This is a genomic window from Microbacterium sp. M4A5_1d (assembly GCF_053345465.1).
In genome coordinates this window covers 232,460-252,499 of record NZ_JBKFAD010000002.1, presented here as the reverse complement: position 1 = coordinate 252,499, position 20,040 = coordinate 232,460, and the positions used below count along the sequence as shown (strand labels likewise).

The following is a 20,040-nucleotide window of genomic DNA, read 5'->3' as shown; positions in this document are numbered from 1 at the left end:
ACGTCCCTCTCTTCGTTCGAGCGTGTGAGGCGGGGGCGGATCGGATCGACCCGCCCCCGCGGATCGTCATCCGGCGACGTCGGCCCAGCCGTCGCTGAGCTGCGCGGCGAGCTGGTCGCGGTCGATCTGGTTCGCCAGGTACTGCTGGAACGCCGGCGTCGCGATCGTGTCCTTCCACTCGGTGTACTTCGACACCTTCAGGAACGGCGGACCTTCCAGGCCCTCGCCCGACGCGAGCACCTGCTTCCACGCGGCGTCGTCGCCGGCGAGCTCGGCGACCTGCGTGCGGGCGGCACCCGACGAGGGGATGAGCGCGTCGGCGTAGGCGATCTTCGCGAGGTTCTCGCCGTCCATGAAGAAGTTCAGGAACTCCGCCGACTCCTCCACGTGCTCCGAGTCGATGTTCACCGAGTACGTCTGCGGGTTCGCGGCCTGAATGGCGCCAGCCGATCCTTCGAGCGGCGGAAGCGCGACCCAGTTGAGGCCCTCGGGAGCATCCGCGGCGATGTTCGTCGCCTGGAACGAGCCCTGCACCGTCAGCGCGACCTTGCCGCCGTAGAACGACGGCAGCACGTCCGAGCCCGACTGCGTGAGCGAGGTCGGGTCGATCGACCGGTCGGTGTAGGCCATCTCGTGGATGCGCTCGGGCACGGCGAGCTCGTCGTCGCCCACCTCGATCGTCACGTCGTCGCCCTCACCGTCGAAGTAGCCGCCGTCGAAGCCCATCGACAGGCTCATCATCGTCGCGGTGGGCGAACCGAGACCCCAGCCGAGGCCGTAGTGGTCTGCCGTGGTCGTCGCTCTCGCGATCTCCTGGAGCTGATCCCACGTCATCGTGTCGCCCGTGGGCACCTCTACGCCCGCTTCGGCCAGCAGGTCGGCGTTCGCGAACGCCATGTACGACTGGAGGGTCGAGGGGTACGCGACGATCTGCCCGTCGTGGGTCACCGACTCCCAGATGCCGTCGGAGATGTCCGACTTCAGCTCGGGGTCGATGAGGTCGGTCAGGTCGGCGAGGTAGCCGTCTGCCGCGAACGACACGATCGAGCTCGCCTCGAAGTGGATGATGTCGGGCGCGGTGCCGCCCGAGAACTGGGTGATCAGCTTGTCGTAGGTGCCATCCCAGCCGGCCTGGATGATCTTGACCTGGACGTCGTCGTGCTCGGCGTTCCAGGCGTCGACGATCTCGCTGATGGCTGCCTGGGTCGCGGGCTGGTCCGACAGCGACTGGAACTGGAGGGTCACGACGTCGCCGTCTCCCCCGCTGCTGTTCGCGCTGCCCTGCTGGCATCCTGCGAGCGTGATGGCTGCGATGCCCACGAATGCGACGGCGCCGATGCCGCGGATTCTTCTCATGGTGTGGCCTTTCTGGTTTTCGGGTTTCGTCGTCACGGGGAGGTCAGCCCTTGACGGCACCGGCGAGCATGCCGCCGGTGAGCTTCTTCTGCAGGATCCCGAAGATGATGAGCGACGGGATCGTGGCGAGGATGGCGCCGGCGGCCAGCGGCCCCAGCTGGGTCTGCCCCTCGGCACCGAGGAACGAGCGCAACGCGATGGGCAGCGTGTACAGCTCCGGGCTCTGGATGAGCACGAGCGCGAGGAAGAACTCGTTCCAGGCCGAGACGAAGGTGAACATCGCCGTGGCGACCAGTCCCGGCACCAGCAGCGGCAGGATCACGGTGCGGAGGATGGTGAACCGGCCGGCACCGTCCATCTCGGCGGCTTCCTCGAGCTCCGGCGGGATCGCCGCGACGTACCCCTGCAGCATCCAGAGCGTGAACGGCATCGTGAAGGTGACGTAGACGAGGATGAGGCCGAACAGGGTGTCGTTCAGCTGCAGGCTCCGCAGCACGAGGAACAGCGGGATGATGATGAGGATCGTCGGGAACACCTGGCTGACGAGGATCCACACCGTGCCGGCCGCGCGCAGCCGGCCCTTCAGCCGGGCGAGGGCGTAGGCCATCGGCATCGACAGCAGCACCGCGACGATCATCGTGACGATCGAGACGAGCACCGAGTTGCCGGCCGCGGTGATCAGATTCTGCCGCTCGAGTGCGGCGATGTAGTTGCCGAAGTCCCACTGCTGCGGGATGAGGTTCACAGCGAGCGAGTTGAGCTCTCGGGTCGACTTGAACGACGCCGACAGCAGCCAGAGCAGCGGAAAGCCCAGGAAGATCAGGTAGCCCGCGAGCGCCAGGTACATCAGGACGGTCGCGTACAGGGGGCGCTTGGTGGTCACTTGCGGGCCCCCTTGTTCTGCCGGAACTGGTTGATCAGGTACAGCGAAAGGATCACCAGGATCGCCACGACGAGGACGTTGCCCATCGCCGACGCGTACCCGATCTCGCGGTTGCGGAACGCCTCGAGGTAGGTGAACAGCGGCGGGATCATCGTGCGGCCGCCCGGGCCGCCCTCGGTCAGCACGTAGATGAGGCCGAACGAGTTGAACTGCCAGATGAAGTCGAGCGCGGTGACCGCGATGATCACGGGCCGCAGGGCGGGCAGCGTGACGTGCCAGAACCGGCGGGCGGCTCCCGCGCCATCGACGGCCGCGGCCTCGTGCTGCTCGGGGGCGATCGACTGCATGCCCGCGAGAAGCAGCACGGTCGTCTGCGGAATACCGGCCCAGACGCCGACGACGATGACGGCGGGCAGCGCGGTCGAGAAGTCGCCGAGCCAGTTCACACCCGGGATGCCGAGCCAGCCGAGCACGCCGTTGAGCGGGCCCGAGTTGGGGTTGTAGATCATGCGCCAGACGATCGCGATGACCACCGGCGGCATCGCCCAGGGGATGAGTGCGAGAACGCGGGTCAGGCCCTTCAGCCGCAGGTTGCTGTTGAGCAGCAGAGCAAGACCCATCGCGCTCACCAGGGTGAGGAGGGCGACCGACCCCGCCCAGACGATGCCGATCCCGAACGACTGCCAGAACCGGCGATCACCGGCGAGCTCGATGAAGTTGTCGAGCCCGATGAACGAGATCTCCGCGTTGCGCGCGAGGGTGGCATCCGTGAATCCGAGGAGCACGCCGCTGACGAGCGGGATGACAGAGAAGATGATGATCGGCAGAAGCGCGGGGGCGACAAGGGCGATCGCCTCTTTGCGCTGAGCGCGGGCGCGCGGCCCGATCTGCCGGACGCGGGGTGGGCGCGAGGACGTCTTCGTCTCAGCGAGCGTGGTCATCCGTGTGCCTTCTCTTCGTCGATGGGCTCGGGGCGGCGGAGGGCCGCGGGGACGGATGCCGACGTCGAGCCGCGCACGACCAGCGCGGGAGGAACCGTGACGGTGCGGGCCGGCCGCGTGTCGTCGGCGATCCGGGCGAGGAGCATCTCGGCGGCGGCGCGACCGCGCTCCTTCGCTCCGAGGTCGACGCTCGTGAGCCCGGGGCGGACCACCTCGGCGAGCTCGGTGTTGTCGAGGCCGGTGACGGCGAGGTCGGCCGGGACCCGTAGGCCGAGGTCTTCGGCGGCACGCAATACTCCGACGCCGATCAGATCGTTCGCCGCGACCACCGCCGCCGGCCGGTCGGGCCGGTCGAGAAGCGGGAGCGCCGCGTCGTAGCCCGCGGCGATCGTGAAGTCGGCGGCGTCGACGTGCCGCGTCCGCAGGTCGTCGTACTGGCCCACCGCCGCGATGAAACCGTCGCGTCGCATGACACCGGGGGTGGTGTCGGTCGGGCCGTTGATGAACGCGATGTCGCGGCGCCCCTCGTCGACGAGGTGGTCGACGACGAGCCGCATCGCCGTCGGAGAGTCGGCGCGCACGGTGTCGAACTCGGCCGAATCGGGCAGGCGGCCAAGGACGACGAACGGGATCGGAGCGGCGGCGAGCGCGGTGAGCAGCTCCTCGGTGACGCGCAGCGGCGACAGGATCAGCCCGTCGACATAGCCCCGACCGAGGTCGCGGACGACATCCACCGAAGACGACGACGTGCCGGTCGACGACAGCAGCAGGCGGTATCCCGATGCCGAGACCACCTGTTCGACAGCAGCCATCATCTCGACGTAGACCGGGTTGCCGATGTCGGCGACGGCGAAGCCCAGCTGCAACGTGCGGCCCCGCTTGAGCGATTGCGCCGTGGCATCGGCCACGTAGCCGAGCTCTCGCGCAGCATCCCGGACCTTCGCCGCGGTCTCGGGACTCGCGACGAGTCCGTTCAGCGCTCGCGACGCACTCGCGACGGAGACGCCGGCGCGGGCGGCGACCTGCGTGATCGTGACGCGGACCATGGCTCTCCCTCGAGCGGTTGTAAACGTTTCCAACGCTGGACGTTGTAAACGTTCTCACCCCGAACCCGCCCCTGTCAAGATCCGTTCCCCGCTTCACCCTCGCTCTCGCACCCGCGAGAGCGCACATCCGCACGGTCATCGGGGGTCCGCACCGTGCGGATACGCACCCTCGTGCTCGATGGGCGGGTCAGCGCAGCATCCGGGCCATCAGCTTCTGAATCGTCCCGGTGAGGAACATGATGAAGAGCCCGAGGTAGCCGACGGCCGGCAACACGAGCGCGACTGCGAGCGCCACCAGGAACAGCACCATCATCGACACGTCGATCGACATCCCCAGCCGCAGATCATCCCGTGACGCGCTGTGCAGGTCCGGATGCCGCACCAGGTAGATCCGCGTCACGAGCAGCATCCCGCTCGTGACGACGAGCGTTCCGATGTAGAGCACCTTCTGCAGCGCGTCGTCGGCGACCTGGCCGGTGAGGGCGGTGACGACCGGCATCCAGACGATCGTGAGCATCCACGCGACCGTGATCCACATGAGCCCCGGGGTGATGCGGTGCACCGACACGAAGAGCCGGTGGTGCAGCATCCAGAACATCGCGATGAGCACGAAGCTGATGAGGAAGCTCTGCAGCTGATCGCGCTGATCGACGAGCCACTCCCACGTCGTGTGGTCGTGCCCCGCGCTCTCGCCGACGCTCTCCATGAGCGGCAGGATCAGCAACGTCATCGCGATCGCGACGACCGCATCGACGAACGCCTTCGTGCGCTCGGCGCTGAGTCCCCGGATGCCGGGCTCCGGCGCGACGTCATCGCTCATGCCGAGGATGCTAGCGCCCGGGTTCCGTGGTTCAGCGATCCCTGGTCGTCGAGAGCACCTACGGCCACGCGAAACAATGGGCGCATGGGAGCGGGAGACTTCGAACTGACGATGGGTGAGCTACGGGCGGTCGTCCGATTCGCCTCCGATTGCGCACAGGATCTGCTTCCCGAGTTCGAAGCGGTCAACCCCCAGGATTCACGGCCGCGCGAAGCGATCCGTGCGGCGCGCATGTTCACGGATGGCGCGCCACGGTCGAACCTGCAACGAACGGCCGCGTTCGCCTCGCATCGCGCAGCCAAGGACGCCTCGGAGGAGACCGCTCGACTTGCGGCGCTCGCATGCGGCGACGCTGCCGCGGCCGCCTACCTTCACCCGATCGCCAAGGCCTCGCAAGTCGGTCACATCCTCCGCGCGGCCGCATGCGTCGCGCTGGTCACCGAGCTGAGAACAGGAACTGCGGACGGCGCCACGGTTCGCGTTCTCGCCCATCGGGCGAATCCGCCCCTGCCCGAGATACTTCGTCGGTATCCGGTCGCGTCTCCGGGCACCTCCCGGATCTCGCAGCTCATGATTGATCTGGACTCGGCGATCCGAGCGCGGGACTAGTCCGGGGTGCCGCAACGATGTCATCAACTGCGGTGACCGGCACCAGCCCGAACGCCGCCAGCTCGGCGTCGTCGAGCATGCGCGACCGGATGATGAACCGCATCCCGGTCGGTCCCTCGACGCTGAAGCCGGCGCCGCGACCCGGCACGGCGTCGATCGTGATGTGCGTGTACTTCCAGTACTCGAACTGCGCGAGCGAGATGAACACCTCGATCGCGTCGTCGAGGCCGACGTCGAGATCCCCGAGCTTCACGTCGGCGGGGCCGGTCAGAAACATCCCGACCGGGTAGCACATGGGGGCGGAGCCGTCGCAGCATCCGCCCGACTGGTGGAACATCAACGGCCCGTGCTGGGCGGTGAGGTCGCGCAGCAGGGCCGCGGCGGCGTCGGTCACCGCGACCCTGCTGTACGTGTCGTTCGACATGGTGATGAGTGGATGCGGCTCAGAAGAAGCCCATCGCGCCTTCGGCGTACGACACGAGGAGGTTCTTCGTCTGCTGGTAGTGGTCGAGCATCTTGAGGTGGTTCTCGCGACCGATGCCCGACTGCTTGTATCCGCCGAAAGCGGCGTGCGCGGGGTACTGGTGGTACGTGTTCGTCCACACGCGCCCGGCCTCGATCGCACGGCCGGCACGGTAGGCGGTGTCACCCGAGCGGCTCCAGACGCCGGCACCGAGCCCGTAGAGGGTGTCGTTCGCGATGCCGATGGCGTCATCGAAGTCGTCGAAGCTCGTCACCGAGACGACCGGCCCGAAGATCTCCTCCTGGAAGATGCGCATGTCGTTCGTGCCCTCGAAGACGGTGGGGGCCACGTAGTACCCGCCGCTCAGTTCGCCGCCGAGGTCGACCCGCTCGCCGCCGGCGAGCAGCTTCGCTCCCCCGGCCTTGCCGATGTCGATGTACGACAGGATCTTCTCGAGCTGGTCGTTGGACGCCTGCGCACCGATCATCGTCGCCGGATCGAGCGGGTTGCCCTGGACGATCTTGCCGACGCGGTCGAGGCCGTCGCCGAGGAACGAGTCGTACACCGACCGCTGGATGAGCGCCCGCGACGGGCACGTGCACACCTCGCCCTGGTTGAGGGCGAAGAACGTGAAGCCCTCGAGGGCCTTGTCGTAGTAGTCGTCGCGCTCGCGCGCGACATCCTCGAAGAACACGTTGGCGCTCTTGCCACCCAGCTCGAGCGTGACGGGGATGAGGTTCTGCGAGGCGTACTGCATGATCAGGCGCCCCGTCGTCGTCTCGCCCGTGAACGCGACCTTGCGGATGCGGCGGTGCTGCGCGAGCGGCGCGCCCGCCTCGATACCGAATCCGTTGACGATGTTCACGACGCCGGCGGGCAGCAGGTCGCCGATCAGCTCGAACAGGAACAGGATCGACGCGGGTGTCTGCTCGGCGGGCTTCAGCACGACGCAGTTGCCGGCCGCGAGCGCGGGCGCGAGCTTCCACGTCGCCATGAGGATCGGGAAGTTCCACGGGATGATCTGCCCCACCACACCGAGCGGCTCGTGGAAGTGATACGCGACGGTGTCTTCGTCGATCTGGCTGAGCGAGCCCTCCTGGGCGCGCAGGACGCCGGCGAAGTAGCGGAAGTGGTCGATCGCGAGCGGGATGTCGGCGGCGAGCGTCTCGCGGACGGGCTTGCCGTTCTCCCACGTCTCGGCCACCGCGATCTTCTCGAGGTGCTGTTCCATGCGGTCGGCGATTCTGTTGAGGATCACAGCGCGCTCGGCCGGCGTGGTCTTCTTCCACGACGCGAACGCCTGCCAGGCGACGTCGACGGCGCGGTCGATGTCTTCGACGGTGCCTCGACCCACCTCGCAGAACGGCTTACCGGTGACGGGCGTGATGTTCTCGAAGTACTGCCCCTTGACGGGTTCGACGAACTCGCCGCCGATGTAGTGCCCGTAGCGGGCGCGGTACTCTGCAACGGCTCCGCGCTGACCGGGAGCGGCGTAGACGCTCGAGACGCCCTCTTCGACGATGGTCATGTCATCTCCTCGACTCCCCGCAGCGCCGATGCTGCGGTGGTGCCGGGCACGCTACGCCCCGCTACGTTGCAACGCGTTGCACGGCTCGGCGGGGAGGATGCCGCGCACTAGCGCTACGCGAATTGTGAGCGCTAACATTCGAGCGTCGTCAGTGCTGACGGCCATGCAACGACGCATACGAGAGGTTCCCCCGTGCCCGCATCCGCTCGCCCGGCGCCCTGGCGCCGACACCATCCCTGGACGCTCGCCGTCCCGATCGTCGCCGCACTCGTCGCCGCGCCGCTCATCGTCCCCGCCGCAGCTCAGGCAGTTGGCCCACTCCAGCATTCCGGGCAGGTCGCGCTCGTCGACACCCCCGACGGTCAGGCCGCGCAGGCGGCGCTCGACGCGCTAACCGTCACGAACATCGACGACGTGCGCGGCAACCTCACGCTGCCGACGACCTCGCAGGGACTCGACGTGTCGTGGTCGTCCGCCGACACCAGCGTCATCACCGCTGACGGCCTGGTCACCCGGCCGGCTGAAAACACCACCGTCGCGCTGACGGCATCCGTCACGAAGGGCGCGACGACGCTCACCCGCTCCTTCCCGGCCGCGGTGCGCAAGGCCGCGAACATCGGAGCCTTCGAGGGCTACACGTTCGCCTACTTCACGGGAAACTCCGTCGCGGGCGAGAACATCTACTTCGCCGCCAGCAACGGCAACGACGCGCTGTCGTGGACCGAGCTCAACGGCGGCGAGCCGACGCTCACCTCCACGGAAGGCGAGAGGGGTCTGCGCGACCCGTTCCTCATCCGCTCGCCCGAGGGCGACACGTTCTACCTCATCGCCACCGACCTCTCCATCGGCCGCAACGGCGACTGGGGTCGAGCACAGACGCAGGGTTCGAAGTACCTCGAGGTGTGGGAATCGCATGACCTCGTCACCTGGAGCGAGCAGCGCCACGTCCGCGTCGCCCCCGACAACGCGGGCAACACATGGGCGCCCGAGGCCTATTACGACGAGGCACTCGGCGAGTACGTGGTGTTCTGGGCATCGTCGCTCTTCGGCGAGGACGACCCGAACCACACGGGCAGCTTCTACCAGACCATGATGTACGCGACGACGCGCGACTTCACGACGTTCAGCGAGCCGAAGGTCTGGCAGGACTTCGGAGCATCGCGCATCGATTCCACGGTCCTCAAGGACAACGGCACCTACTACCGATTCACGAAGGATGAAGCCAGCACGACCGGATGCCGCGACATCATCCAGGAGTCCTCGACCAGCCTGACCGCCGTCGATGACCGAAGCGATCCCAGCTGGAACGCAGCCGACCCCGCCTGGAAGCTGATCGACAGCTGCATCGGTCGCGATGCCGGACTCGGCGCCGTCGAAGGCCCCACCATCTTCGCGGCCAACCCCGGCGACACCTCCGGGTCGAACTACTACCTCTTCGTCGACGAATACGGCGGACGCGGCTACATCCCCCTGGGAACGGATGACCTCGACGCGCCGGACTGGCAGGTGCCCGCGAGCTACCGCCTGCCCGCGAGCCCGCGCCATGGCACAGTGATGCCGGTGACCGCGGCCGAACTCGAAGCGCTGCGCGCCAACCTGCCGCAGCCCCTCGCGGCGAACGAGAAGGGCGAGCTGCTGCGCTACGACTTCACGGATGCCGCGGGCGCGGTGCTTCACGACCGTTCCGGCGCCGGGCGTGACGCCCAGGTACGCGGCGGTGCGACGTTCACCGACGGCGCGCTCACCTTCGACGGCACCGACGACTACGTCGACCTGCCCGACAACGTCCTCGTCGGCGTCGACGACATCACGGTCGAGGCCGAGCTGCGGATCGACCCGGCCCAGCGCACCCCGTACTTCCTCTACGGTTTCGGCAACACCGGCGCTGACGGTGCCGGCAACGGCTACCTGTTCTCGACCGGCGACCAGTACCGCGCGGCACTGACCACCGGCAACTGGAGCGGCGAGCAGAACGTCACCTCGGGTGCGGCGCTTCCCCGCGACCGCTGGGTGCACCTCACCTACACCCTGAGCGGGAACACGGCACGGCTGTACCTCGACGGTCAGCAGGTCGCCGAGAACACGAACGTGACGGTGCGCCCCGGTGACATCGGCGGCGGCAGCACGCTGGCGAACTACCTGGGCAAGTCGGTCTACAACGCCGACAACCTGTTCCGCGGTCAGATGCGCGAGTTCGCGCTGTACAACCGCGCGTTGACCCCCGAAGAGATTGTGCAGAACTCCGGCAACTCCGGCGCGCTCGGTGCCGTCAGCCTGCAGGATGCCGATGCACTCAAAGTCGCGCCGATCGTCGACACCGACGCCCGCACGGTCCTGTTCCCGGTGAACCGCGGCACGGATCTGACGCAGCTGCGCCCGGTGTTCACCACGGCATCCGGCACGACGGCCACGCCCCCGTCGGGCACGGTCCTCGACCTGAGCAAGCCCGCCACCGTCACGCTCACGACCCCCGGACAGCCCGACGTCGTCTGGACGCTCGAGGCCGTGGAGATGAAGAGCCCGGTGCTGCCGGGGCTGTACGCCGATCCGAACATCGCCGTGTTCGGTGACACCTATTACATCTACGCGACCACCGACGGCACCCCCGGCTGGGGCGGCAACACGTTCTACGTCTGGACGTCGAAGAACCTGATCGACTGGACACGGTCGGACGAGCCCATCCTGACGCTCGACGGCGCGAACGGGAACGTTCCGTGGGCCACCGGGAATGCGTGGGCTCCGACGATCATCGAGAAGGGCGGAAAGTACTACTTCTACTTCAGCGGTCACGAGCCGAACGCGAACCGCAAGATGATCGGCGTCGCCGTCGCCGACAGTCCCGAAGGACCGTTCACCGCGCAGGCGGAGCCGATGATCACCAACGACGAGGCCGTCAACAGCGGTCAGGCGATCGACCCGGCCGCGTTCACCGACCCGGAGACCGGCAAGTCGTACCTCTTCTGGGGCAACGGACGCCCCGTCTACGGCGAGCTGTCAGACGACATGCTGAGCGTCGAGGACGGGACGATCACACCGATCGACGGACTGGTCGACTTCCGTGAGGGACTCTTCCTGAACTACCGCGACGGGACGTACCACCTGACGTACTCGATCGACGACACCGGTTCGGAGAACTACCGCGTCGGTTACGCGACGTCGACCAGCATCGACGGACCGTGGACCTACCGGGGCCTCCTGTTGCAGAAGGACCCGTCGCAGGGGATCCTCGGCACCGGCCACAGCTCGATCATCAACGTCCCGGGAACGGACGAGTGGTACATCGCCTACCACCGGTTCGCCATCCCCGGCGGCAACGGCACCAACCGCGAGACGACGATCGATCGCCTCGAGATCGGCGAGGACGGGCTGTTCCAGACCGTGACGCCGACGCTCGCGAGCGTCGACCCGCGCGAGGTGCCCGGTACGACCGAGCCCAACCCGACGGAGCCTAACCCGACCGAGCCGAACCCGACCGAGCCCGGCACCGCGGCCCCGGTCGTGTCGGTCTCGGCCACGACGGTCGAGCGCGGACAGGCCGTGCGGGTGACGGTCACCGGTCTGGAGGCCCGCGAGCAGGTCATCGCCGAGCTGCGGAGCGACCCGATCCGGGTGTCGGGCATCCCGGCCGCCGATGCGAACGGGCGCGTCGCGTTCGACGTCCGCATCCCCGCCGATCTGGCCACGGGCGCCCACACGATCGTGGTCTTCGGTGCCGACGGTCAGGTGATCGGCAGCGCGGCGATCACCGTGGTCGCCTCCGGGCAGCTCGCCGTCACCGGCGCTCAGGCGCCGCTCGGTGGCGCGCTGCTGGCTGCGCTCCTGCTCGTCGCGGGAGGCGTGCTGTGGTCGGTTCGGCCCGCACGCCGGGCAAGCGCCGCCTGACACCGGCGCCCACCGACGCCAACGGGCGGCGGCCTTCTCCAGAAGGTCGCCGCCCGTTTCGATCGCGCTCAGTGCCGGTTGCGTCGCGTGACGAATCCCTCGGCCTGCTTCGATTCGTGGGCCACCCGGACTCCGTAGCGATAGGCGAGCTTGCCCCCGAGCCATCCCGACGCGCTGAGGGTCAGCAGGCTCACGGCGCTGAAGATGACGCCCGCGATGGGGATGTCGTCGGTCGACGTCCGCAGGAAGAGCTGGAACAGGTACGCGCCGCACACCACGAAGTTCAGCCCCATGTGGATCGTGGCGGTGCTCGACGAGCGCGTCCGATCGGGGATGCGGAGGTAGTCGAAGATGCCCAGCACGATAGCCACGACACTGCCAACCAGCCCGATCCCGATCAGGACGCGCGAACCCACGGCGTACGGGGTCGGGTCGGCGACGATCAGGCCGATGATGTCGAAGACGAAACTCGCGATCCACGCCCCGATCGGGATCGTGACGGCGATCGGGTGGAACGGGTGTCCGTAGGGGCCGGCGAGGGGGTTCGCGGGCCGCTTGTCGGGACGGGTGTCCAGGTCGGTCATGATCTCTCCTCGGTCAGGGCAGCGGTTCCAGGCCCTCGGCCTGGGTCGTCTCGGTCGCGACGCGGACGCCGTAGGTGTGGGCGAGCTTCCCGCCCAGCCACCCCGACACCGAAAGAAGGGCGAGTCCACCGAAACTCGCGATCATCGCCAGGGTCGGCACGGTCTCCTCGTCGACGCGAAGCGCGAGGCTTCCTGCGAACACCGCCATCGCGATGAGGTTGAGGATCATGTGGGTCAGCCCCGTCGCCCGCGCAGGGGTGCCCTTCGGGATGCTGCTCCAGTCGATCAGCCCCAGCACCGACGCGACGACGGCGCCCAGAAGACCGATCGCGATGAGGATGCGGGCGCCGAGGGCGAAGACGGCGGCATCCGGACTCATGACGGCGATGACGTCGAAGACGGATGCCGACACCCAGGCGCCGATCGGCAGGATGATCGCGATCGCGTGGAATGGGTGCCCGTAGGGCCCCGCGATCAGCGACCGCGGATACTTCGCACGCGTCAGGGGTGCGGTGTCGACCATGGCGTCTCCTCTCGTCCGACGCCCCGACCGTACGGGTTCCCCGGGGTACGACACGTACCGGGTTGACAAGCCCGGCGCGCGACCTCTACGGGCGGCCGCGCAGGGCCCGCTCGACAGCATCCACCAGCGAGCGGTATCTCGGTGATGAGGCGAGATCATCGAGCAGCACGGCTCTGCCGTCGGCATCCGCCAGCGGAACCTGCCAGTTCGGGTACTCGTCGTCGGTGCCGGGCTGATTCTGCACACGCTTCTCGCCGACGGCATCGACGAGCGAGACGCCCAGCAAGCGCGAGGGCGATGCGGCGAGGAAGACGTGCAGAGCCTCGACGACCTCCTGCTGGCTCGCGCCGGCGGAGATCAGCCCGCGAGAGCGCAGCTCCGCCAGCATCCGGTCGCGCTCGCGCTCGAAATCGGCGAGCTCGTCGTCGACCGACCTGGTCAGCAGGCCGAGCCGGGCGCGCAGGGCGACGTGCTCGCCGTCGAGGTAGCCGGCCGTCGGCGGCAGGTCGTGCGTGTTGACGGTCGCGAGCAGGTCGGTACGGTAACGCTCGGGAGGCAGCGGTCCCCCGTCGTCGTCGCTCTCGAACCACAGGACCGAGGTGCCGAGGATGCCGCGCTCGGCGAGATAATCGCGCACCCACGGCTCCACGAGGCCGAGGTCTTCGCCGATGATCACCGCACGGGCTCGCTGGGCTTCGAGAGCCAGCACGCCGATCATGGCCTCGTGGTCATAGCGAACGTACGTGCCTTCGCCCGGCCCGAGCCCCTCTGGAATCCACCACAAGCGGAAGAATCCGAGGATGTGATCGATCCGCAGGGCGCCCGCGTGCCGCAGCAGCGACCGGAGCATGTCACGCAGCGGCGCGTAGGCATGCTCGGCGAGGGCACGCGGCAGCCACGGTGGCTGATTCCAGTTCTGGCCCTGCTGGTTGTACATGTCGGGAGGTGCGCCCACCACGACGCCCGGCGCGTACAGATCACGGAGCGACCACGCGTCCGACCCGGTCGTCGAGACGCCGACGGCAAGGTCGTGCATGATGCCGATCCGCATTCCGGCGGCAGCCGCGGCGGCAGCCGCGTCGCCGAGCTGCTCGTCGACGATCCACTGCAGCCACACGTGGAACGCGATGCGCTCAGCCAGCTGTTCCCGCAGCGCACCCACCGCGGGGTCATCGATTGCGATTCCGTCCGGGAGCCGGTCGCCCGTTTCCGTTTCGTGCTCGCGCAGCGCGCACCACAGGGCGAAGTCGGCGAGTGCCGACCCCTCCCGCCGCGCGAAGGCGTCACGCTGCGCGCGTCGGGCGGGAGAGAGCTCGACGTCATGAACGAGCGCGAGCGCCTCTCGTTTCGCGCTCCAGACCGCATCCCGATCGATGCGCTCCGCGTCCGTGTTGGTGGCGGCTGCGTCCCGCTGCAGCCGGTGGAAGCGATCGAGACCGGACTCGGAGAGGTATGCCGCTTCCGGAATGAGCTCCGGGCGGACGTACAGCGGCGCGAGGAATCGGCGCGACGACGGCAGGTAGGGCGACGGCTCGACAGGCGTCGTGACCTCCGCGGCGTGCACCGGGTTGATCAGCAGATAGTCGGCGCCCGACTCCCCCGCGATCGCAGCGAGGTCGGCGAGGTCCGCGAAATCGCCCATCCCCCACGATCGCCGCGACCGCACCGAGTACAGCTGCGCCATGAGTCCCCACGAGCGCTGGCCCGGTTCGGCGGGTGGCGGTGTGAGGCGTTCCGGCGTGACGATCAGCGCCCCACTGTCGTGCACATCGCCTTCCCCGCCGTACTGGCGCACCTGGACCGTGTGCCATCCCAGCGGGACATCCTCGGGCACGGGCACGCGCACCAGCCAGCGCGTCCGGCCGTCGACCGTGCGCGCGACCGGCTGCTGAGCGGGTATCGAAAGGGGACGCACCGAGCCGTCTTCCAGCACGATGGCCACCTCGACGTCATTGCCGTCGGCGACATGCAGCTCGATCGTCCCACCACCCCGGCGCACGACGGTCGAGGCGGGTACGAGCCGCCGCCAGGGTTCGGCTATCGACTCGGCGAGCGCCTGCTCGGCTGCCGCGTCGTCATCCGCGACCACACCCATGGCCGCCAGCACCGCACGGAGGGTGGTGGCGGGCACATCGACATGCTCGCCCGAGAAGGATGAGTATTCGGTGGCTATGCCGTATGCCCTGGCGAGCGAGACGAGAGCCGGCGTCGGGGCGTCGTCGGGGGTCGCATCGGTCATCGTCTTCTCCTCATCGCCACGTCGGTCACGATCCCGTCACCCGCTCGAAGACTCCCGGGTAGCTCAGGACGAAGCCGTCATCATCGACGGTGAGCGTGCGCCGGAAGTCGCGATCCCGCGACTCGAAGCAGTAAGCGCGCGGCCCGACGCGCGTGTAGCGCTGGCGCCCCAGAGCGACATCCAGCGACGGCACCTGCACCCACGCAACCTCGACGTCGGCTCGGCCGCCCACGGCGAGCCCCAGCCGTCGGATCGGAAGAGCGTTGGTGGCCGGCGTGGCCGTGATGTCGATGTCGGTCGCACCGGCGAGATCGGGACGCTCCTCACCGTCGACCGACCACACGCCGTCCACGAGTTCGACGTGAAGTGTCCGCCCGCCCGACTCGATCGCCGCGTGATGGAACAGGCCGTGCTCATCGATTCGCACCGCGTAACGACAGGGTCCGTCTCCGCCATCGACCTCTCCGACGATGCGGATGCCGTCATCGGAATACTCCGCGGTACACCGGTCGAGCGTCTCGACGGATCCGATGCTCGTCCATGAGATTCGTGTCGTCCTCATCGGTCGCCTCCTCCGATGTTTCACGTGCAACATCGTCCGGCCATCCTCCCAGCGGCTGCGCCACGACGAAACGGTCAGTCCGCGGGGTTGCCGAGGGAGGTCAGTCGTGCGACGATGCCCGCCCGTTTCGGCGACCGTGCCGGAAGCAGCTGCAGGCAGAGACGCAGGACATCGACGTCGTCCGCGCCATCGTCTGTGTCGGCGTACTCCAGCAGCACGTCCACCGATGCCTCCGCCAGGAGAGCCTCACGCAGAGAGGCGCGAAGCCGATCACGAACCTCCTCCGTCCCGGGAGCGCTCGAGTCCGGCAGGACCAGGCCCGCGTACGCCGCGAGGGCGACGCGGTGAGCGCCGCGGTCGAGCAGGGACGCCACCTGTTGCGCGTCGGTCTCGAGCTCGGCCGGAAGGCGGTAGGGCCGCGACAACGGCACGAGGTGCGGGGCGGCCTGCTCGAGCACCCGCCGTAGCCGAACCATCTCGGGTCGAAGAGTGTCCGTCGCGTCGGGACCGTAGACGAGCTCGGCGAGTCGCTCCGCCGAAAGCCCCTGACGGTAGGTGGCGAGCATCAGCAGGATGTCGGCGTGCCGAGCCGACACCTCGACGATCCGCTCTCCGGAGGCATCAGTGGTCTCCAGGAGAGCGCGATCGCGACCGAGCACACGCAGGGTCGAGGCGGTCGGTGCTGCGGCATCCCGTCGACGCTGCCGGGCGAAGCCGCGTGGCGGGTCGGCCCGGGAACGCAGTCGCGCCACCAGGAGTTCACTCTCGATCGCCCGCGCCGTCGCGTCGACGAGGAGTCGCGCCTGCGGCGTGGCCGCCTCCGCCCGACCGGTCACGTCGATGACGCCGATAAGTCGGCGGGTCTCGGGGTCGTGCACCGGTGCAGCCGTGCATGACCAGGGCTGCACGAGGCGGTTGAAGTGCTCCGCCCCGCGGATCTGCACCGACCGGTCGAGTTGAAGCGCCGTCCCGGGCGCCGAGGTGCCGACGGTGGATTCCGACCAGTTCGCGCCCGCCACGAAGCCCATGTCGCCGGTGAGGGTCCGCACGCTGGTGTCGCCTTCGACCCACAGCAGACGGCCGGCGGCATCACCCACGGCGACGACCACTCCGGAATCAGTGCTCGGCACGAGCAGCGCACGGACCATGTCCATGACCCCGGCGAGCGGGTGGGCGCTACGGTATGCGGCCAGCGCTCGTTCGTCGAACTCGAGCGGTGGCAGTGCCTCGGCGCGGACGAGGTTAGCCATCGAACGGCGCCACGATTCGCGGACGAGCGACCGGACGTCGTCCAGTCGACGCTCGGCGTCAGCCCCGGCCAGCAGCTCGTCCCGCGCGCGTTCGATCAGCAGACGGGACGACTCGGGAGCGACATCCCATTTCGCGGACCACGACGAGGACACGGACGACTCCGATCGGCGGTGAAGGAGCGCCCTCAGCCTAAGCCGGACGAACCCGTCGCGGTAGGGCTGACCGCGGTCGTCAGCCGTCCGAGCGCGCGGCCCACCACTCGCGCAGACGCTGCTCCGCGGCATCCTCGCCGATCATCCCCTCGTCGAGGCGGATGTCGAGGAGGAACCGGTACGCCTCACCCACCTCACGCCCCGGACGGATCCCGAGGATCTCCTGGATGCGGTTGCCGTCGAGCTCCGGGCGCATGGCGCCGAGCTCCTCGGCCGCGGCCAGCTCGTCGATGCGGCGCTCGATGTCGTCGTACGCCGACTTCAGGCGGGCGGCCTTCCGCTTGTTCCGCGTCGTGACATCGGCGCGCGTGAGGATGTGGAGTCGCTCCAGCTCGTCGCCCGCGTCACGGACGTACCGCCGCACGGCCGAGTCGGTCCACGCGCCCTCGGAGTACCCGAAGAAGCGCAGGTGCAGTTCGACCAGACGGCTCACCGACGAGATGGTGTCGGAGTCGAAGCGGAGGGCCTGCAGGCGCTTGCGTGCCATGCGTGCGCCCTTGAGGTCGTGGTGGTGGAAACTCACTCCCCCACCGGGTTCGAGCTTGCGCGTCGCGGGCTTGCCGATGTCGTGGAGGAGCGCCGCGAGGCGCAGCACCACGTCGGGCTGCGCGCCGGGATGCCGTTCGTGCTCGAGCTCGATCGCCTGGCGCAGCACCGTCAGCGAGTGCTCGTAGACGTCCTTGTGGTGATGGTGCTCGTCGATCTCGAGGCGCAGCGCCGGCACCTCGGGCAGCACGAGCTGCATGAGGCCGGTGTCGACGAGCAGTCGGATGCCGCGCGCGGGGTCGTCGGTGCGGAGCAGCTTCACCAGCTCGCCCTGCACCCGCTCGGGGCTCACGATCGAGAGCGTCTCGCGCAGCTCGGTCATCGCCTGCTCGGTGGCGGGATCGAGTGAGAAGCCGAGCTGGGAGGCGAAGCGCGCGGCGCGCAGCATCCGGAGCGGGTCGTCGCCGAAGCTCACCGCGGGATCACTCGGCGTGCGCAGCGTCGTCGCGACGAGGTCCTCGACTCCGCCCGTCGGGTCGACCAGGGATGGTCCCGGAACGCGCAGGGCCATCGCATTGACGGTGAAATCGCGGCGCGCGAGATCTTGCTCGAGGGTGTCGCCGAACTCCACCGTGGGCTTCCGGGTCAGTCCGTCGTAGCTGTCGGCGCGGTAGGTCGTGATCTCGATCTGCTCACCGCGCACCTTCGCACCGATCGTGCCGAAGGCGCGTCCGATGTCCCACGTCGCGGTGGCGAGAGGCTCGACGACCCGAAGGATGTCGTCGGGTCGGGCGTTCGTGGTGAAGTCGAGATCGTTGGTCGCGCGTCCCAGCAGCGCATCACGCACGGGCCCCCCGACGATGGCCAGCTCGAAGCCCGCGCGCTCGAACGCGTCGGCGAGCGCCGAGACGACGGGAGACGCTGCCAGGGCACCCAGGCGCGCGACACCCTCGGCCATGTTCAGCATGCCTCCGAGCCTACCGGCCCTCCCCCGGAGCTCCCGAGTCCGCGATCAGTCGGCGAAACGCAGGAAACCCGTGAACAGCAGCTCGCGCACGCGCGGCAACAGGTCGGCACGCAGGGCGACGGCGTCCACGTCGAGCAGGTCGGCGATCGCCGCGACGAGCACACCGACCGGCAGATCACCGTCGCTGGCCCCGACGAGGGCGGCGAGCGCGGGATCGACGTCGAGCACCCGGCCGAAGCCCGCTCCCTGACGCAGTTCGATGACCTGAGGGTCCTCGGCTCCGGGAACGTGATGGCGGGCCTCGGTCACATCTGGCGCGACCCGCAGCACCGCCGCATCCAGATCGGCGTCCGTCATGCTCGAGAGTCGCTGCCACGCGCCGAGCGACTCTCCGATATGCGGGCCGAGGGCGCCGGGGATGCTGCCTGCGATGCGCTCGTATCGGGCGAGCGTGGGGATGACGGTCGGGCGGTGCAGCGTGATGTAGCCGAACCCCACGGCGATGACCCCCCGCGCGGCGAAATCGTCGAGCCACGCCTGCACGAGCGGCGCATACGCCGGTGACCCCGGAGCGGTGCCGCCGTCACGGACCCAGAGTTCGGCGTAGGCGAGCGGGTCGAGCTGTTCGCGCTCGACGACCCAGGCATCCAGGGCCACCGGCGACTCCGACACCCAGGAGCGCACGCGATCGAGGCCGTCCTCGCCGGCGCGGTACTCCCAGTTGCCGAGCAGCTGCGCGACACCGCCGGGAGCGAGCACCGGACCGACGCCGCGCACGAAAGCCGCCACGAGGTCGTCGCCCGACATCCCGCCATCGCGGTACTCGTACGCGGGGACGCCCTCCACGCGCGGCGTGATCACGAACGGCGGATTGGAGACGACCCGCTCGAACTGCTCGCCGGCGACCGGCTCGAACAGGCTGCCGGCCCGCGTCTCGATCCCATCGACGTCGTTGAGGAGTGCGTTCAAGCGCGTGAAGGCGAGAGCGCGCTCAGAGACGTCCGTGGCCACGACCCTGTCACCCGCGCGCCGCGCGCGAAGAGCCTGGATGCCGCACCCCGTGCCGATGTCGAGCACGCGCCCGACCCGTGACGTCAGCTGCAGTCCCGCGAGTGTCAATGACGCACCGCCGACGCCGAGAACATGACCCGTGGGCAGCGGGCCGCCCACTGCCGCCTCATCGAGATCGCTCGCGATCCACCAGTGGCCCTCGCCCGCGGCATCCGCGATGTCCTGCGGGCGCACCAGGGCGTCGGGGACCACGAGATCACCCTCGAGGTGCGCGAGTCCGAGCTCTGCGAGCCCGGCGGCTCCCAGAGACGGCAGTGCGGCATCCACCGCAGCGCGCGATGCCGGCCCGCCCAGGAAGAGCAGCCCCGCCAGCACTGCCAGGGCATCGGAGCGCCCCGTGAGCACGCGACGGGCGGGCTCGATGAGTCCGTGACCCACCGCGGTGTCGACCATCCCTCCCCAGAGGGCTCGCACGGCGTCGGCGCGGTATCCCGCGGCATCCAGGTCGGTACGGAGAGCCGCGCAGCGGCCGGCCTCGGGGTACAGGGTCACTCGACCATTCAACCCTGCGACGCGCGAAAAGCCGCAGGCCCGGCCCGCCTCGGATGACGCACAGCAGGGCCGCCCTAGACTCTGTGCGACCCTGCGGTCGGGTATCGCAGCGGGTCGAGAGCCGC

The 20,040-nt window shown here is 68.9% G+C and carries 16 protein-coding genes; 2 read left to right on the top strand and 14 right to left on the bottom strand.

Annotated features, from left to right (window positions below; all coding sequences use genetic code 11):
- Positions 1–66: 66 nt before the first annotated feature.
- The 5 genes from ACLBWJ_RS09370 to ACLBWJ_RS09350 form a co-directional block, all read right to left on the bottom strand.
- The gene (locus tag ACLBWJ_RS09370) at positions 67–1,356 is read right to left on the bottom strand and encodes an ABC transporter substrate-binding protein (RefSeq protein WP_112615435.1); all 1,290 of its coding nucleotides are present in this window, start codon (positions 1,354–1,356) and stop codon (positions 67–69) included.
- A 43-nt stretch (positions 1,357–1,399) separates the two neighbouring features.
- Positions 1,400–2,239 (bottom strand): carbohydrate ABC transporter permease, encoded by an 840-nt coding sequence (locus ACLBWJ_RS09365; RefSeq protein WP_220118278.1) that lies wholly within the window; start codon positions 2,237–2,239, stop codon positions 1,400–1,402.
- Positions 2,236–3,180 (bottom strand): carbohydrate ABC transporter permease, encoded by a 945-nt coding sequence (locus ACLBWJ_RS09360; RefSeq protein ID WP_112615437.1) that lies wholly within the window; start codon positions 3,178–3,180, stop codon positions 2,236–2,238. The genes ACLBWJ_RS09365 and ACLBWJ_RS09360 overlap by 4 nt, the downstream gene beginning before the upstream one ends.
- Entirely contained in the window at positions 3,177–4,226 is a 1,050-nt protein-coding gene (locus ACLBWJ_RS09355; RefSeq protein ID WP_354451753.1) for a LacI family DNA-binding transcriptional regulator, read from the bottom strand. The genes ACLBWJ_RS09360 and ACLBWJ_RS09355 overlap by 4 nt, the downstream gene beginning before the upstream one ends.
- A 187-nt stretch (positions 4,227–4,413) precedes the next feature.
- A complete protein-coding gene (locus tag ACLBWJ_RS09350) occupies positions 4,414–5,046 on the bottom strand; it encodes a TMEM175 family protein (protein WP_447660186.1) in 633 nt (210 codons plus the stop codon).
- An 84-nt stretch (positions 5,047–5,130) separates the two neighbouring features.
- Between ACLBWJ_RS09350 and ACLBWJ_RS09345 the strand changes: the two genes are divergently transcribed.
- Positions 5,131–5,655, top strand: coding sequence for a putative immunity protein (locus ACLBWJ_RS09345; protein WP_337994963.1), 525 nt, complete (start codon positions 5,131–5,133; stop codon positions 5,653–5,655).
- Here ACLBWJ_RS09345 and ACLBWJ_RS09340 read toward each other — a convergent pair.
- Positions 5,615–6,079, bottom strand: coding sequence for a DUF779 domain-containing protein (locus ACLBWJ_RS09340; protein WP_274179137.1), 465 nt, complete (start codon positions 6,077–6,079; stop codon positions 5,615–5,617). The two genes, ACLBWJ_RS09345 and ACLBWJ_RS09340, sit on opposite strands and share 41 nt — an antisense overlap.
- A gap of 19 nt (positions 6,080–6,098) precedes the next feature.
- Positions 6,099–7,646, bottom strand: coding sequence for an acetaldehyde dehydrogenase ExaC (exaC, locus tag ACLBWJ_RS09335; RefSeq protein WP_112615445.1), 1,548 nt, complete (start codon positions 7,644–7,646; stop codon positions 6,099–6,101).
- 192 nt (positions 7,647–7,838) lie between these two features.
- Between exaC and ACLBWJ_RS09330 the strand changes: the two genes are divergently transcribed.
- Entirely contained in the window at positions 7,839–11,528 is a 3,690-nt protein-coding gene (locus tag ACLBWJ_RS09330; RefSeq protein WP_274179136.1) for a family 43 glycosylhydrolase, read from the top strand.
- Positions 11,529–11,596: 68 nt separating this feature from the next.
- Here the strand turns inward: ACLBWJ_RS09330 and ACLBWJ_RS09325 are convergent, their stop codons facing one another.
- The 7 genes from ACLBWJ_RS09325 to ACLBWJ_RS09295 all read right to left on the bottom strand — a co-directional run bounded on the left by ACLBWJ_RS09325 (position 11,597) and on the right by ACLBWJ_RS09295 (position 19,915).
- Positions 11,597–12,112, bottom strand: coding sequence for a DUF2231 domain-containing protein (locus ACLBWJ_RS09325; protein WP_114587537.1), 516 nt, complete (start codon positions 12,110–12,112; stop codon positions 11,597–11,599).
- Positions 12,113–12,125: 13 nt separating this feature from the next.
- Positions 12,126–12,635, bottom strand: coding sequence for a DUF2231 domain-containing protein (locus ACLBWJ_RS09320; RefSeq protein ID WP_112615451.1), 510 nt, complete (start codon positions 12,633–12,635; stop codon positions 12,126–12,128).
- 85 nt (positions 12,636–12,720) lie between these two features.
- Positions 12,721–14,874 (bottom strand): 4-alpha-glucanotransferase, encoded by a 2,154-nt coding sequence (malQ, locus tag ACLBWJ_RS09315; RefSeq protein ID WP_447660185.1) that lies wholly within the window; start codon positions 14,872–14,874, stop codon positions 12,721–12,723.
- A gap of 25 nt (positions 14,875–14,899) precedes the next feature.
- A complete protein-coding gene (locus ACLBWJ_RS09310) occupies positions 14,900–15,436 on the bottom strand; it encodes a putative glycolipid-binding domain-containing protein (RefSeq protein ID WP_274179134.1) in 537 nt (178 codons plus the stop codon).
- 74 nt (positions 15,437–15,510) lie between these two features.
- Positions 15,511–16,839, bottom strand: a complete 1,329-nt coding sequence (locus ACLBWJ_RS09305; protein ID WP_274179133.1) for a GAF domain-containing protein — start codon at positions 16,837–16,839, stop codon at positions 15,511–15,513.
- Positions 16,840–16,918: 79 nt separating this feature from the next.
- Positions 16,919–18,352 carry a CCA tRNA nucleotidyltransferase gene (locus ACLBWJ_RS09300; protein ID WP_274179132.1) on the bottom strand — a complete coding sequence of 478 codons (1,434 nt, stop codon included), beginning with the start codon at positions 18,350–18,352 and terminating at the stop codon, positions 16,919–16,921.
- A 45-nt stretch (positions 18,353–18,397) separates the two neighbouring features.
- A complete protein-coding gene (locus ACLBWJ_RS09295) occupies positions 18,398–19,915 on the bottom strand; it encodes a DUF7059 domain-containing protein (RefSeq protein WP_447660184.1) in 1,518 nt (505 codons plus the stop codon).
- Positions 19,916–20,040 lie beyond the last annotated feature (125 nt).

Excerpts from the sequence above, each read along its gene's own strand:
- ACLBWJ_RS09355 (WP_354451753.1), bottom strand. The coding sequence starts at position 4,226 with ATGGTCCGCGTCACGATCACGCAGGTCGCCGCCCGCGCCGGCGTCTCC.
- malQ (WP_447660185.1), bottom strand. The coding sequence starts at position 14,874 with ATGACCGATGCGACCCCCGACGACGCCCCGACGCCGGCTCTCGTCTCG.
- ACLBWJ_RS09325 (WP_114587537.1), bottom strand. The coding sequence starts at position 12,112 with ATGACCGACCTGGACACCCGTCCCGACAAGCGGCCCGCGAACCCCCTC.
- ACLBWJ_RS09310 (WP_274179134.1), bottom strand. The coding sequence starts at position 15,436 with ATGAGGACGACACGAATCTCATGGACGAGCATCGGATCCGTCGAGACG.
- ACLBWJ_RS09345 (WP_337994963.1), top strand. The coding sequence starts at position 5,131 with ATGGGAGCGGGAGACTTCGAACTGACGATGGGTGAGCTACGGGCGGTC.
- ACLBWJ_RS09350 (WP_447660186.1), bottom strand. The coding sequence starts at position 5,046 with ATGAGCGATGACGTCGCGCCGGAGCCCGGCATCCGGGGACTCAGCGCC.
- ACLBWJ_RS09300 (WP_274179132.1), bottom strand. The coding sequence starts at position 18,352 with ATGCTGAACATGGCCGAGGGTGTCGCGCGCCTGGGTGCCCTGGCAGCG.
- ACLBWJ_RS09360 (WP_112615437.1), bottom strand. The coding sequence starts at position 3,180 with ATGACCACGCTCGCTGAGACGAAGACGTCCTCGCGCCCACCCCGCGTC.
- exaC (WP_112615445.1), bottom strand. The coding sequence starts at position 7,646 with ATGACCATCGTCGAAGAGGGCGTCTCGAGCGTCTACGCCGCTCCCGGT.
- ACLBWJ_RS09340 (WP_274179137.1), bottom strand. The coding sequence starts at position 6,079 with ATGTCGAACGACACGTACAGCAGGGTCGCGGTGACCGACGCCGCCGCG.
- ACLBWJ_RS09370 (WP_112615435.1), bottom strand. The coding sequence starts at position 1,356 with ATGAGAAGAATCCGCGGCATCGGCGCCGTCGCATTCGTGGGCATCGCA.
- ACLBWJ_RS09320 (WP_112615451.1), bottom strand. The coding sequence starts at position 12,635 with ATGGTCGACACCGCACCCCTGACGCGTGCGAAGTATCCGCGGTCGCTG.